General features: G+C 41.4%; 13 protein-coding genes. 8 read left to right on the forward strand and 5 right to left on the reverse strand.

Annotated features, from left to right (window positions below; genetic code table 11):
* Positions 1 to 114 precede the first annotated feature (114 nt).
* On the reverse strand, positions 115 to 783 hold the full coding sequence (locus tag F993_RS05470) for a ribonuclease T2 family protein (RefSeq protein ID WP_004655943.1): 669 nt from the start codon (positions 781 to 783) through the stop codon (positions 115 to 117).
* A gap of 45 nt (positions 784 to 828) precedes the next feature.
* A complete protein-coding gene (locus F993_RS05465) occupies positions 829 to 2,736 on the reverse strand; it encodes a lytic transglycosylase domain-containing protein (protein WP_171066075.1) in 1,908 nt (635 codons plus the stop codon).
* 300 nt (positions 2,737 to 3,036) lie between these two features.
* Here F993_RS05465 and miaB point away from each other — a divergent pair, with 300 nt between their 5' ends.
* The 4 genes from miaB (at position 3,037) to F993_RS05445 (ending at position 6,467) form a co-directional block, all read left to right on the forward strand.
* Positions 3,037 to 4,488 carry a tRNA (N6-isopentenyl adenosine(37)-C2)-methylthiotransferase MiaB gene (gene miaB / locus F993_RS05460; protein WP_004655945.1) on the forward strand — a complete coding sequence of 484 codons (1,452 nt, stop codon included), beginning with the start codon at positions 3,037 to 3,039 and terminating at the stop codon, positions 4,486 to 4,488.
* A gap of 39 nt (positions 4,489 to 4,527) precedes the next feature.
* The gene (locus tag F993_RS05455) at positions 4,528 to 5,604 is read left to right on the forward strand and encodes a PhoH family protein (RefSeq protein ID WP_004655946.1); all 1,077 of its coding nucleotides are present in this window, start codon (positions 4,528 to 4,530) and stop codon (positions 5,602 to 5,604) included.
* A gap of 66 nt (positions 5,605 to 5,670) precedes the next feature.
* Positions 5,671 to 6,156 (forward strand): rRNA maturation RNase YbeY, encoded by a 486-nt coding sequence (gene ybeY / locus F993_RS05450; RefSeq protein WP_004655947.1) that lies wholly within the window; start codon positions 5,671 to 5,673, stop codon positions 6,154 to 6,156.
* Positions 6,157 to 6,167: 11 nt separating this feature from the next.
* On the forward strand, positions 6,168 to 6,467 hold the full coding sequence (locus F993_RS05445; RefSeq protein WP_004655948.1) for an antibiotic biosynthesis monooxygenase family protein: 300 nt from the start codon (positions 6,168 to 6,170) through the stop codon (positions 6,465 to 6,467).
* A 70-nt stretch (positions 6,468 to 6,537) separates the two neighbouring features.
* Here F993_RS05445 and F993_RS05440 read toward each other — a convergent pair whose 3' ends face one another.
* On the reverse strand, positions 6,538 to 8,688 hold the full coding sequence (locus tag F993_RS05440) for a TonB-dependent siderophore receptor (RefSeq protein WP_004655949.1): 2,151 nt from the start codon (positions 8,686 to 8,688) through the stop codon (positions 6,538 to 6,540).
* A 287-nt stretch (positions 8,689 to 8,975) separates the two neighbouring features.
* Positions 8,976 to 9,863 carry an energy transducer TonB gene (locus F993_RS05435; protein WP_004655953.1) on the reverse strand — a complete coding sequence of 296 codons (888 nt, stop codon included), beginning with the start codon at positions 9,861 to 9,863 and terminating at the stop codon, positions 8,976 to 8,978.
* Between the two features lie 244 nt (positions 9,864 to 10,107).
* On the opposite strand from F993_RS05435, the gene F993_RS05430 reads away from it, so the two are divergent.
* From F993_RS05430 to F993_RS05420, 3 genes are all read left to right on the forward strand, one after another.
* On the forward strand, positions 10,108 to 10,788 hold the full coding sequence (locus F993_RS05430) for a hypothetical protein (protein ID WP_004655955.1): 681 nt from the start codon (positions 10,108 to 10,110) through the stop codon (positions 10,786 to 10,788).
* Positions 10,789 to 10,984: 196 nt separating this feature from the next.
* The gene (locus F993_RS05425) at positions 10,985 to 11,689 is read left to right on the forward strand and encodes a DUF3108 domain-containing protein (RefSeq protein WP_004655956.1); all 705 of its coding nucleotides are present in this window, start codon (positions 10,985 to 10,987) and stop codon (positions 11,687 to 11,689) included.
* Positions 11,690 to 11,777: 88 nt separating this feature from the next.
* Complete coding sequence (locus F993_RS05420; RefSeq protein WP_004655958.1) at positions 11,778 to 12,353, forward strand: xanthine phosphoribosyltransferase; 576 nt, start codon at positions 11,778 to 11,780, stop codon at positions 12,351 to 12,353.
* A 51-nt stretch (positions 12,354 to 12,404) separates the two neighbouring features.
* On the opposite strand, the gene F993_RS05415 is transcribed toward F993_RS05420, so the two are convergent.
* Positions 12,405 to 13,229, reverse strand: coding sequence for a YwqG family protein (locus F993_RS05415; protein WP_004655960.1), 825 nt, complete (start codon positions 13,227 to 13,229; stop codon positions 12,405 to 12,407).
* A 171-nt stretch (positions 13,230 to 13,400) separates the two neighbouring features.
* Between F993_RS05415 and thyA the strand changes: the two genes are divergently transcribed.
* On the forward strand, positions 13,401 to 14,243 hold the full coding sequence (gene thyA / locus F993_RS05410; protein ID WP_004655962.1) for a thymidylate synthase: 843 nt from the start codon (positions 13,401 to 13,403) through the stop codon (positions 14,241 to 14,243).
* Positions 14,244 to 14,264: the final 21 nt, after the last annotated feature.

The raw sequence follows: 14,264 nt of genomic DNA on the forward strand, positions 1-14,264 counted from the left end.
TCGAATTATCATAAACGGCAAAGATTGTACTCTAAAGCGAATACAGATGCATGTAAAAGAGAATGAATTTCAACGAAAGTCTAATAGAAAATACAAATCAAACTAGGTAAATACCTAGTAACTGCCTTTAATTGTAAATTCACTTGGGCAGCCTGTCACAATATGACTTGCACATTGTTTATATTGACCATTTTTCTGATAACAGACGCGTATTTCAGTCAAGACCGAATCAAATCTCGATGACTGGCAAGTAAAACGTATACCATTTGGCGGCAACGACGGATTGAGCTTGGTAAATTGCTGTCTTAAGCTTTCTTTTTGCACTTCAATGGTATTCGGGCTGGTCAAATCCGCAGGGATTTTTAAACGCTCCGCGAAGTTAATAATGGTTCTAAAATATTGACTGGCATTCATTGGCATACAGCCACCCACATCTTGCCATAACTGCACACGTGCATTTTCATCAGGCATGACGCGCGCCACCACCTTGGCTTGTAATGGCGACAATTTGGCAGATGTTTTAGTTGAGCAATCTCGGTTGGGCGCTACTTCAGGTAACAAGCTCGCAATCGTCAGCGAATAGCCTTCCAGACATTTACGTTGTTTTTGCCTTGATGAATCGAAAGAGCATGCAGCAGGTGTCATTTGCACATGCATGACATAGCCTGCAACATCTGGATTACTCGCAGCATGTAATGGCGTAGCAAAAGACAAGACCAAATAACAAGCCACCGCTTGTAGCGATCTCATCAACTGCCCTTTGAGTAATTCGATTGGTTTCATCAAATGCAAAAACTTCATTGTTTCACTTAAACATCTTGGTGTGTCTTAAGGCCCACTACGTACAGGAATCGTGCTCATTCGTTTTTCTAACGATTGCGACCCCTGCCCTAATACCACACCATAATGTGTAGCGTTGGTCATGACATGTTTAACATAGTCACGTGTTTCCAATAATGGAATGGTTTCAGTGTACTGATCTGCTGCCATATTTTGAGCATCAGGCTGCCAACGGCGTGCACGATTTGGACCCGCGTTATACCCTGCTGTTGCCAATACCGCATTACCACTCAATTGACTTTGAATCATTGAGAGATAATAAGTCCCGTATCGAATATTGGTATTCATCTCACTTAATGCCGCAGGATTATAAGTCTCACCCATTTGTCTTGCGATCAATTTTGCCGTGTTGGGCATAATCTGCATTAAACCACCCGCTCCCACATGGGAACGTGCAGAAGTGACAAAACGGCTTTCTTGGCGCATTAAACCATAGGCCCACGCAGGATCAATACCTGCATTGTAACTATGGCTGGTCACATTACTGCGATGCGGTGTCGCGTAACGATAGGTATCGTTATGACGAGAGGTGGTCCGATCCGCTGCATAAATTGCACGATCATACCAACCGACATCATGCGCACGTTTCGCTGCTGCTAAAAGCAGACCATCGTCGTGTTGTAAATACGCCTGACGAACTGCCCAGTTCCATTCACGATTGGTATAGTTGGCAGGCGCATTGACATCTCTTAATGCAAACGCACGTCTAAAATGGATATTTTGATTCAGGCGTTGAATATCCTGAGTACTAGGCTGCTCATTATAAGGCTGATGATTATAACGTTCACCGAGGCGATCTTTCGCCAACAAGTTATGGTAGTCATCGCCAGCTTGTGCCAATTTGCGATAGATCTGTTGTGCCGCCTGTTTAGAGCCACCATCTGAACGCTGTTCCGAGGCACGTGCCAACCAATATTGCCAACGATCTTCCTGCTTTTGCGTCACAGACATCGCATCAATCGCACGAATCAAACTTTCCCAAGCCCCGAAGCGAATTGCTTGGCGTGCATAAATTTCAGCTTCTTCTGGACTGAATGGATAACCATAACTTTGATCAAAAGCATTGAGCACTTCACGATTAAAGCCATTTTTCATCACAGTCGTACCACCAACATAACCAATGGTGCGATATAAATATTGTTGTACAGGTTTTGGTACATCTTGAACAGCGCGCTGCACATTGCCCAAGGCATTGGTTAAGTCACTATCTGCCACCCGCCCTAAGGCAAAGATCAAATAAGCATAATCTGCATCATTTGCTTTTGGTGCACTCCACAAATAACCCAACGGATTGGCCTGAATTTGATTGAACTGCGCTAAAGAAAGATTCAAGCCCATGGTTTGAGCGGTCGCAATCGCTGGGCCAGACTGACCTGCACGCAATTGCCCCCATAAACGCTGCTGACGGTCTTGCGCGGTCATCAGTGGACTAGACAACATCAATCGACCCAAGCCATTACATGATTCTGGCTGGGAATTAGTGGTCAGCCAAATATCTTTATATTCTGCAAAAACCAGACTATCACCTGTTTTTGCACGAACTTGGGCAACGGCACAGCTTTCTTCTTGATCTGGATTGGTGACATAACTCAGTACAGGCTTGGCATCAGCAAAGCTTCCGAGTTTGACTTTTTCTTCCACGTAATCGGCAGAGAGTTTTTCCGCCATCGCGGATTGTGGATAACGTTGTGCAAAGCTAATAATTGAAGACGCAGGTTGAAAGCCCAGATTGGTATTCAATTTCCAATATTCAGGGTAGTAGCCCAAAGCATCATTTTGCATTTCATATTGGTATTGGTCGAGTAAAGCAGTATTGCTTGCATTGGCAGCACGCAAAGCATCATTAAACTGTTCATCTAAAGCATAGACAGACGAACATGCGATCATTCCACCCATTGCAATAAAACAACGGAAGCTCTTCTTGTTATTCAATTTTGGAGTTACGGTTGTTCTAAAATCACGCTGCTTTTTCATCTTCATCAATATCTATGCCCAATTTTGCGCTGCCATTATAGTGTAATAAGTCTCGCCTTCCACTATTGTTGTGTTATGTAAATTACTGATTCATATTCATTAAAATTCACACAATTTTATTCACAAACTGTCCATTTTTGTCAGTTTTTTATTCTCTGCGTTCCGTTTAAAATGCTGCTATAATCCGCCGTTTATTTAAATCCACCTTGTTTAGGAGCCTGCATGACGGTTCAAACATTCATTCCCAGTGCTGTAAAAGCTGCTTCAGAAAACACTGTTACCCAGCCAATGCACACCGCTGATGTTTCAATCAAGAAATTGTTTATTGAAACTCAAGGGTGTCAGATGAATGAGTATGACAGTCATCGTATGGCAGATTTGTTAGGTGATTCACATGGCTATGTGCTCACTGACAATCCAAACGAAGCAGACATCCTGCTGATGAATACCTGCTCGATTCGTGAAAAAGCACAAGAGAAGGTATTTAGTGGTTTAGGCCGCTGGCGCAAACTGAAAGAACAAAACCCAGATCTCATCATTGGTGTGGGCGGTTGTGTTGCATCGCAAGAAGGTGACAATATCCAAAAACGTGCACCTTATGTAGATATGATCTTTGGTCCACAAACACTGCACCGTTTACCACAAATGCTAGATCAGCATCACGCTCAAATTGAAAAACCAAAGAAAGAAAAAATCAAATTGGTTGATATTTCTTTCCCAGATATTGAAAAGTTTGACTTTTTGCCAGAACCACGTGTCGAAGGCTTCAAAGCATTCGTTTCCATCATGGAAGGTTGCTCGAAGTACTGCTCATTCTGTGTGGTCCCTTATACCCGTGGCGAAGAAGTGTCTCGTCCGTTGGATGATGTGTTGGCAGAAATCGCTGGCCTCGCTGAAAAAGGTGTGCGTGAGATCAGCTTACTCGGTCAAAACGTGAATGGTTATCGTGGTGAAACCTTCGAGGGAGGGATTTGCACTTTCCCTGAGTTACTCCGCCTAGTCGCAGAAATTCCAGGTATTGGTCGTTTGCGTTATACCACGTCTCATCCACTTGAGTTTTCTGACGATCTAATCCAATGCTACCGTGATTTACCACAAATGGTTTCGCACTTGCATCTGCCAGTACAAAGTGGTTCAAACGATGTATTACAAGCCATGAAACGTAACCACACCATTGATGTCTACATCGATAAAATTGCCAAGTTACGTAAAGTCCGTCCAGATATGCATTTATCCAGCGACTTCATTATCGGTTTCCCTGGCGAAACAGATGCACACTTTGCTGAAACCCTACAATTCATTAAAGATCTAGATTTCGATCACTCTTATAGTTTTGTCTATTCGAAGCGTCCAGGCACACCTGCATCTGACTTACCAGACAGTACCCCTGAGCAAGTGAAAAAAGATCGTTTGGCGCAAGTACAAGAAGTGATTAAACGTTCGAGTATTGATAAAACGGATGCCATGCTCGGTAAAATTGAACGTGTGTTAATTGAGAAGGTTTCGGATAAAGATCCGAATGTTTTAATTGGTACAGCGGATAATACACGTTTGGTTACTTTTATCGGTGATGCCGCGTGGATTGGGCGTTTCGCAGAGATTGAGATCACGGAAATTAAAACTTTAAATTTAGTTTACGGAGAACTCTTGAATCTTGAACCTGACGTGGCGTAATGTAAGGGTATTCCTACAGAGCAACAAAAAGGGTTTATCTTGACTGCAGCGATTCGACGTACAGTAACGTTCCCTGAGATTCAATTGGAACGTTTGAAAAGCATGCTCGGTGCGTATAACGGGCATTTAAAACAAATCGAACAACGTTTAGATGTCAAAATTACTCACCGTGGCGATGCCTTTTATCTCGATGGTGATATAGAAGCGGTCGAAAGAGCCGAAGCACTATTGCAACGGCTCTATCAAGAATCAGAAATTTCCTCACAAATTAGTGCCGATGTGATTCATTTGATGATCCAAGGTTCACAGACGGACCGTGAATTGATGGATGATTCAGATCAAGAACATACAGGCCTCGACAGTGTTTGGTTACAGACCCGTAAAGGGCGAATTAACCCACGTGGCGCCAATCAAAAACGCTATGTGCAACGTATTTTACAAAGTGATATTTCCTTCGGTATTGGCCCAGCAGGGACAGGTAAAACCTATCTAGCGGTTGCTGCCGCGGTTGATATGCTGGAACGTAATGAAATTCAGCGAATCTTGCTGGTTCGTCCTGCGGTTGAAGCCGGTGAAAAACTCGGTTTCTTACCCGGTGACCTCACTCAAAAAATCGATCCCTACTTACGTCCACTTTACGATGCCCTGTATGAAATGCTGGGCTTTGAAAAAGTAGCTAAACTGATTGAACGCCAAGTGATTGAAGTTGCTCCGCTGGCCTACATGCGCGGACGTACCCTGAATCACTCATTCGTCATTTTAGATGAAGCACAAAACACCACACCTGAACAGATGAAGATGTTCCTGACCCGTTTAGGTTTTGGTTCACGTGCCGTGATTACGGGTGATGTGACACAGGTTGACTTACCTCGTGGACAACAGTCAGGCTTAGCACAAGCATTACGTGTACTTGAAAATGTCCATGAGATTCATATCACCCGTTTCCATTCACGTGATGTGGTTCGACATCAATTGGTACAAAAAATTGTTGAAGCTTACGAAGGTTGGGACAGTGAACAGCAACGCTTGTCTGCTGAAGCCCGTGCCGAACGCAAAGCCAAACAAGAAGCACTGATCGCAGAAAATGATTCTGCGGCAGATGCGCAACACATTTAGAAAATCCCCCCACTCCCCTTAAAATGCTTTAGTCGCATCTTAAGGGGACGATTTTAAGGATCTACTTTGAAAATCAATTTAAGTCTTCAACAAGACTTTCAAGCTGCGGAATTGCCACTCAAACGTGGTCAAATCAAAAAAAATATCGAAACTGCACTACGCCATGTCGGTTTTGATGCCAATTGTGAAATCGGGATTGCCTGTGTTGATCTAGCTGAAAGCCATGAACTCAATCTGCAATACCGCGAAAAAGACAAACCGACCAATGTGCTGTCTTTCCCAAGTGATATTCCTGAGGAAATGCTCAGCTTACTCGATGCAGAACCTTTAGGTGACTTGGTGATTTGTATTCCCGTGGTTTTACAAGAAGCGGCAGAACAACAAAAAACACCAAGCGACCATTTCACCCATTTACTGGTTCACGGCGTTCTACATTTGCTTGGCTTCGACCATGAAACCAGTGAAACTGAAGCTGAAGAAATGGAAGCTTTAGAAATTGAGATTCTGAAAAAATTGGGTATCGCCAATCCTTACCAAGCCGATGAAAGCTAATCCAAGGTCCTATGTATATCGTTATTTTTAAAGCCACCATCAAACAACTTGATGCGACGTATTCAGAAATGGTACAAAAGCTGAGAAATAAAGCCTTGAACCAATTTAACTGCATCAAGCTTGAAGCGTGTAGTGAAAATGGTTTTGAAATAGCACTGTCTTACTGGAACAGTCTTGAAGATATCAAACTTTGGCAACGCGATGCAGAACATTTGGTTGCCCAGCGTTTGGGTAAAGAAAAATGGTATCAGGATTTTAGTGTGGAAATCTGTACAGTTGAACGTGCTTATTCAAACCAAAATGGCTTGTGAATAAGCGCAAACTTATCCACATACTCAATAAAAAAACGGCTGAATGCAGCCGTTTTTTATTTCTTATTGTTTAGAACTGATAACGTAGCGTCAAAGTGACATTGCGAGGTGATCCATAAACCATACTGTTATTCCCGATGCCTGAATAATATTTTTTATCAAATACATTATTCAAATTAATCTGTGCTTTGATATTTGAATCAATATCATAGCCCACCATTAAGTTTGCTAAAGCATACGCATCTTGATTAATTCGTTGGCTACCTTCTCCAGTATAAAATTTACTCTTATAGTTTAGCCCACCACCAACACTCCATTTATCCAGCGTGTATTTGGTAAAGAGATTGGCACTGGTTCTTGAAGACATAGTTTGAACTTCATTCCCTTTTGCATCTTTGGCATTGAAATGTGCAACACCGAAACTCAGGTTCCAGTTGTCTCTAATTTCCCCATCTAATTCAAACTCAACCCCTTTGCTTTCAACGCCATCTACACTACGGTAGGCTTTTTCAGTCGTTGGGTTACCATTGACATCAGGTACAAAAACACCATCAATCTCTTCTGCAACATTATCCTGCTGGGTTTTAAATACCGATAAAGCTGCATTCAATTTACCGTCTAAAAACTCACCTTTTAAGCCAGTTTCATAGCTTTTCCCTTCTCTTGGATCAAGATATTGGCGATTTGCATCTCGTTTATCTTCTGGCTTAAAGATACTGGTATAACTGGCATACCAAGAGTATTGATCCAGAAAATCAAAAACTAAGCCTGCATACGGCGTGACTTCATTATTAAATTCCCGATTACCTTCACCATTATCACTTTCATACTTCCAGTTTGATAAACGCACGCCTGTAATTAACTTCAATGGCTCCAATAAGCTGAACTTGCCTGCAAGATAAGCGCCTGTTTGTGTGGTTTTATTTGGAGGTTGATACAAGTTATTATTCTGAATTGCACCAATTAATGGAATATTTGGATGATCAAAATCGAGCACAGCACCTGAGGCAATCGGAGGCGTTCCTGAGTACCACTTATCTTTCTTGCTTTGGTTATACATAAAACCTGCAACAATTTCCTGCTTTAAACCACCCAAAGTAAAGGGCGCTGAGAGATAAGTATCAATATTATTTTCTTTAGTCTGGGTGGCATCAGACCAGGTCATGAAAGAGTCGAGTGTGTTGGTTGCTCTATCCAACTTACCCCATGAATAGAGCAAAGCCGTGTCTTGTTTTACTTCTCGATAAGCGTAGTTCACATTTAAATTGATATCGTTGAATAGATTCTGTTTCAATGTCGCAAACGCCGTGGTGGTATCGGTATTCCAGTATGTCCAATCCGAACTCACCGATTTAGACCGATCGAAATTAGTTCGCGTACCATCCGTGTAAAATGCAGGTAGTCCTCCCCAACGAACCCCATCTCGCTCTAGATTCTGATAGCCTGCACCGACTGAAAGGTAAGTCTTATCCGTAATATCTGCATCCACAACCGCGTAGACAACATTATTGGTTTTTTCGTAGCTATCCATATAAGAATCCGTATCCTCGTGCTTCACGACGATACGACCACGGACACTGCCATCGGCATTTAATGGTGTTGAAATATCTGCTGAACTTGACCATGCATTCCATGAGCCCAAAGAAGTGCTGACATTCCCTGTCAACTCTTTCGCATTGGCATGTTTTCGAATCATGTTAATTGCAATTGCAGGATTCCCAGCACCTGTCATCAAACCATTCGCGCCTTTAACCAGTTCAACCCGATCGTACATGGTTAAATCAGGATCATTGGCGTCCATCCCTACATTGCTTGGAACACCATCAAACAGGTAATAATCGACATCAAAACCACGCGCTGTTGGGTACTGACGTTCATCCCACTGATTCACAGTCACGCCTGTAACGTTATTTAACAAATCCTGAAACGATGTAATATTGGCATCATCCAAATACTCACGGGTGAGAACTTTGACCGATTGAGGCGTTTCTCGAAGCGATAAATTGAGTTTGGTCGAGGTATTGGTACTTTTAGCGGTATAACTTTTCTTTCCTTCCGTTACAGCCAAAGTCCCTTGTTCTGCTTTTACTGTAATCGTTGGCAATTTTGCATTTTCTTTAGCGTCGTCTTCTGCAAATACCCATGTAGGTAACAGGATTGCAGCCATTGCCAAGACCAGTGGGCGGGCTTTAAACAGGTTTAAAGTTGAAGGTTGATGCATGAAATATGTCCTTATTGCAAGGGAGCGGTCTTGAAAACATGCATCTCATTCCCCCGATAAATTTTAAGAAGGATGCATTCATTTTCAAAAGGAGAGTTAACTAAAAACACATTGCAAATGATAATTGTTTTTATTATCAATTCAAGTTTTAAGCAATAAATTTAGTTAACTGTTTTTATTGAATTTAAAAATATATTTAAGATTTTTAAAAAATAATTAAATGATTTTTATAAATATTTAATTTCTATTTTATTCATTATTATTCCCCAATAAGAAGTACACCTTAATTAGTGCACTTCAAATTCAGCATCGACCGGATCAAAACGCCATGTCCGAATGATGCGTAACTCAGAGATTTCTTTTTTCATGTTGGCATCAAATGCGCCAAAAGGTGCACCACGGCGAACCGATGCTTTGGCTGCCTCATCCAAGATTGCATGCCCAGAACTTTCAATGAGACGAATCGCTCGGATTCCTCCTTCAGCATTCAAAATCACCATCAAGCGTACTTCACCCGCCAAGCGTTGTTGTTTGGCTTGATCGGGATAATAGCGATTCCCGTATAACTCGACTTTTTGGCGAAATTTATCTAAGTAAGCAGCAGACGCGTCTTGTTTAGCCTGAATCCCATCAACCGTTTTAATGCGTTGTTTACGGCTAAAATTTTGTTGGCGTTGTAAATATTGCGCTTCTAAGCTCGCCACCATGGCAGCTTTGGCTTGAAACTGACTTTGTAGATCATCCAAGGTCTTTTTACGTTCGCTTTGTTCTGCCTGTTTTTGCCAACTCAAAACCGTCATGAGCACTTTTTCTTCAAATTTGAGTTCACGCTTTTGCTGAATTTTTTCCAGACTTTCTAACTCTTTTTCACCTGTGGTCGCATCGGCTTGCATCGGTGCGGGCAAATCACTCGACATCCGATGTGCTTCGCGGAAGTCACCTGAACCTTTTTGATCCGCTTGCGCCAAAAAGTCTGCATCTTTAACTTTTTCTGTACTTGGACGAACGGTGACCGCAATTTCTTTGGTGGAGGTGTCAGAGGGTGATGGCATGGTAAATTGAATCGCCAGTACAGCGCCATGCAGCAGCATCGCCAGAGCCACAGCCCCGACAAAAATTGGATCTTGCCACCAATAAGGAGACAGTTCTGAACGAAAATTTATTTTATTCAACATGGCATTTAAGCGACAAAAAATGTCCCATCCCCAACGGTAGCACCGTATAAAAACCCAACCAATATTCAAATTTTTACAAAAATGTGATCCACTTATAGTTACAGTGTTTCCATACCATCATTTTATGAAAATGTAGCAATTAATTTTGCTACACTGCAAGTCAGAAATTTATTTTTATTTTTTTAGTGAATACAAAGATTGTGGCATTGCTGTACTTATCAATTCACTTTCTGGAACAACTTTTATGCAAACGCTAATTTCATCCGTTGTTAAACGTCTACGTAAAGTTTACCAAAAAGCAGAAGAATTCATCGAAGAAGAAAGAGAATTTTCACTTTCACAAGTTTTTGTGAATGCCACCATGGAACGTTATGTCACCGAAAATGTCGGCATTATGCAAGACCTTCACGCCGACCTTTATGATGGTTGGTTACGCTTATACACCACACTTGATGTGAAAGGCCTGCACACCACCTTATCAGTGGATTTAAAGTTGATTCAAATGGAAATGAATCAAAATGTACAACTGATGGTGTTCGAGCAAATCAGCAATACCCAAGTAATTGAAGCTAAATTCAAAAATATCTTTCAAAAATGGGGCTTTTATGTGGCGATCTGGTATTACCAGAAATTCCGTGAAGAAGATCCGCTTGGTAAAATCTTAGAACATTTTGAAGTGGTCAAAGTTCAAGATGATTTACTGTATCTCGATTTAAATCGTTGGTTAGGTAAAAAAGCCAGCATTATCGAAACTTTAAGTAAAGTACATGTCAATCGTGCACGGGTCCGCCCTGCGGAGCTGATTGTTTGGGGCAATGTCAATCTCGCCGCAATTTTATCGCCTTCCAATGAAGATGAGTTTGAAGAAGACGATCTCAACGACAGCGAAGTCACTCCGATTCAGCAAAAAGACCGTAAAAAATAAATACGTTTAAATTGAGGTAGCATGCCGCTTGTCATGAGATGCTACCTAAAACACACATCTTCATGATTTATACGAAAAATTAACAAGCGCTTAGTAAAAAACCTGATCTTTTCTTCATAATCTACAGGCATAATATCTTTAAATCGTAATGATAAATGAGCGATTCAATTCAGTATTGCTCAAAGGATATAGTGTTATGACAAAGAAATTATTGAAAGTATTAGGTCTTACTTCGGCTGCCATTTTCAGTGCGAGCATCTCTAGTCATGCCTTGGCAATGGCGCCTTTCCAAGCCAGCTATCAATTCAGCTACAACAATAAAAACCTAGGTTCAGCAACACGTACCCTTTCTCAACAAGGTAACAACTGGACCTATCAATTCAGTGCCAAAGCAGGTGGTATTGCTTCTGCATCTGAAACCAGTCAATTTAGTTTTGCTGACAACAAAATCAACTCACAGAAATTTAGTCGTAGCAGTAAAATCTTGATTCACAACAATACCATGAGTATTAACTTCAATCCGAATAGTAAGGTTGTGAACACCAAAAAAGATGACACGGCTCGTTCATTTGCATGGCAAGCCGGTGCCTTGGATGAACTCAATGCAGAATTGCAAATCCGTGAAGATTTAAAAAGTAATGCATTGAAGACCAAATATCTGATTGCAGATGCCAAAGCATTGGATGAACGTCGCTTTGTGAAACAAGGCACTGAAAATGTCAAAACCCCTTATGGAACATTCAGTGCCATTAAAGTGGTGATGCAGCATGATAAACCTGAACGCAATACCGTATTCTGGTTAGCACCAAAACTTGACTATTTACCCGTCAAAATGGCGCATAACGATGGTAAATCATCATACGGTCTGCTTTTAACAGGCTATTCAGGTAAAACAAACTAAGCATCTGGTCAATTTTGGCTTGCATTTTTTTTGATGCTTTTTAAAATATGCCTTTGCTTGAACAAGCATCCGTTTAGAGGATTCTCCCGTGTACGCTTTAGAACAGAAAATCTTAAATGAAGGTATCGTTCTATCTGATCAGGTTTTGAAAGTTGATGCTTTCTTAAACCACCAAATCGATCCTGTGTTAATGCAGCTGATTGGTAAAGAGTTTGCCGCTCGCTTTAAAGATGCAGGTATTACTAAAATTATTACCATCGAAGCTTCAGGTATTGCACCTGCAATCATGGCAGGATTAGAACTTGGCGTTCCTGTTATTTTTGCGCGCAAATATCAGTCATTAACATTGAAAGACGACCTTTACCGTTCTAAAGTGTTCTCGTTTACCAAACAAACTGAAAGTACCATTGCGATTTCCAACAAGCACATCAGTTCAAGCGATAAAGCGCTAGTAATTGATGACTTCTTGGCCAATGGTCAGGCAGCACTAGGCTTAATCGACTTGATTCATCAAGCCAAAGCTGAAGTGGTTGGTGTCGGTATCGTGATTGAAAAATCATTCCAGCCAGGCCGTGATGTATTGCTGGAAAAAGGCTATCGTGTTGAGTCGTTAGCACGTGTTAAATCTTTGGAAGATGGCAAAGTTACTTTTGTTACTGAATAAGATTTAACACTCAGAAAAAAAAGCGGATGAGAAATCATCCGCTTTTTTTATTTAACAACAATCCCAGTTATACAACACTTTGGAAAAGTCTCGTTTCTTTAGATCTTCTGGATGAATAAAGAAATTCCCTACACCTGAATCACCCCACATAATCTCGTTTTCCGCATCATCGGTATCCAACTGAAAAAGCAGCACATAATCTTGAACTTTTTCATTATATTGACGTGGATCAGTTTGGGTAAAATACGGATAGCCACCTAAACGATGCCCACTCGCCGAAGCAACTTCATCATAAGGTTCGATAAAATCATCTTCGAAATCGCCACCTTCAAATTGATCTTCAAAGTCATAAATATCTTCAACCCCTAAAATCTTCGGTGCAAAGGCAAAATCACCAAGGCTAATTGGCTGAGAAGTGAGATTAAATTCAATCGCGTATTGCCCTGTAAATGGCAAATAATCATCTTCGCCCAACTGAACTTCAGAGAAGTCTTGTTTTAATTGTGATGCATCCTCAAGCACTTGATCAAAGTACAACACTTTAAAACCCGATTGCTGCTGTTGGTCATCAAAGTTCATCCCGTACAAATCATCAGCCGCGATGTAGAACTGTAAAATTCCCTGATTGGGAAAATCAGGTAACTTGGGGATTTCAGCAAAATTTAATTGCGCCAATAAAGCCAACGGATTGCCATTCGAGTCGACTGGATACGTCACATCCAAAGGCAAATAAGGCACTCCCCCAATTTTACTTTGCCATAAAGTTAATTCATCACTGGAGGTCAGTTGCATGGTGACGGTTGGCAGAACAGTCGCCGAGATTTTTTCTAGGTATGGCTGCACACTGTTCGGCAAAGTTTCTGGTTTAAAATTCATTCTGTTGGTTATCCCTCTACTTATTTATAGAATGCAATATAAAACAAGTAAATAAATTCAGATAGCGGTTAAACATCCTTCTGCGACAATAACTGACGCTCAATTGCAGCATTATTTCTGACATAAATTCTGATAAGATGAGCCCAGGCAAAATCTGCGGTAGGAATGACAATGCGTACATATTTAGACCTTTTACAACATATCCTTGACAATGGCGGCGACAAGGGTGACCGCACAGGCACAGGTACACGTTCAGTATTTGGTCATCAGATGCGTTTTGATCTTTCCAAAGGCTTTCCACTGCTCACCACCAAGAAAGTCCACTTTCGTTCGATTGTGATTGAGTTGCTTTGGTTCCTTAAAGGCGATACCAATGTTCAGTATCTCAAAGACAATAAAGTTTCCATTTGGGATGAATGGGCTACCGCAGAACAAACAGCACGTTTTGGTCGTCCAGAAGGTGAACTTGGCCCCGTCTATGGTCATCAATGGCGTAACTTTGGCGCGACTCAAAATGAAGATGGCAGCTATCGGCAAAATGGTTTTGATCAGATCAAATGGTTGATCAATGAAATCAAGACCAATCCCAATTCCCGCCGTTTGATCGTGTCTGGCTGGAACCCGAATGAAGCAGGTAAGGTCGCCTTACCACCTTGCCATACCTTGTTCCAGTTTTTTGTACAAGACAATAAACTGTCATGCCAGCTCTATCAACGCAGTGCTGACGTATTTTTAGGTGTACCCTTTAATATTGCCAGCTATGCCCTGCTGACTCATATGATTGCACAAGTCTGTGGTTTAGGTGTCGGTGACTTTGTCTGGACAGGTGGCGATACGCATTTATATGCCAATCACTTTGAACAGGCGCAGTTACAGCTGAGCCGTGAACCATTACCGTTGTGTCAGTTAAAACTCAATCCTGAGATTACCGATATCTTCGATTTTAAATTTGAAGATATTGAGATTGTTGGTTATGAATCGCACCCTGCAATCAAAGCACCCGTCGCAGTTTAAATAGATCATTAGAGAGCATAT

This window comes from Acinetobacter proteolyticus (assembly GCF_000367945.1).
GTDB lineage: Bacteria > Pseudomonadota > Gammaproteobacteria > Pseudomonadales > Moraxellaceae > Acinetobacter > Acinetobacter proteolyticus.

Excerpts from the sequence above, each read along its gene's own strand:
- F993_RS05470 (WP_004655943.1), bottom strand. The coding sequence starts at position 783 with ATGAAACCAATCGAATTACTCAAAGGGCAGTTGATGAGATCGCTACAA.
- F993_RS05465 (WP_171066075.1), bottom strand. The coding sequence starts at position 2,736 with ATGGGTGGAATGATCGCATGTTCGTCTGTCTATGCTTTAGATGAACAG.
- miaB (WP_004655945.1), top strand. The coding sequence starts at position 3,037 with ATGACGGTTCAAACATTCATTCCCAGTGCTGTAAAAGCTGCTTCAGAA.
- F993_RS05445 (WP_004655948.1), top strand. The coding sequence starts at position 6,168 with ATGTATATCGTTATTTTTAAAGCCACCATCAAACAACTTGATGCGACG.
- F993_RS05440 (WP_004655949.1), bottom strand. The coding sequence starts at position 8,688 with ATGCATCAACCTTCAACTTTAAACCTGTTTAAAGCCCGCCCACTGGTC.
- F993_RS05435 (WP_004655953.1), bottom strand. The coding sequence starts at position 9,863 with ATGTTGAATAAAATAAATTTTCGTTCAGAACTGTCTCCTTATTGGTGG.
- F993_RS05430 (WP_004655955.1), top strand. The coding sequence starts at position 10,108 with ATGCAAACGCTAATTTCATCCGTTGTTAAACGTCTACGTAAAGTTTAC.
- F993_RS05425 (WP_004655956.1), top strand. The coding sequence starts at position 10,985 with ATGACAAAGAAATTATTGAAAGTATTAGGTCTTACTTCGGCTGCCATT.
- F993_RS05415 (WP_004655960.1), bottom strand. The coding sequence starts at position 13,229 with ATGAATTTTAAACCAGAAACTTTGCCGAACAGTGTGCAGCCATACCTA.
- thyA (WP_004655962.1), top strand. The coding sequence starts at position 13,401 with ATGCGTACATATTTAGACCTTTTACAACATATCCTTGACAATGGCGGC.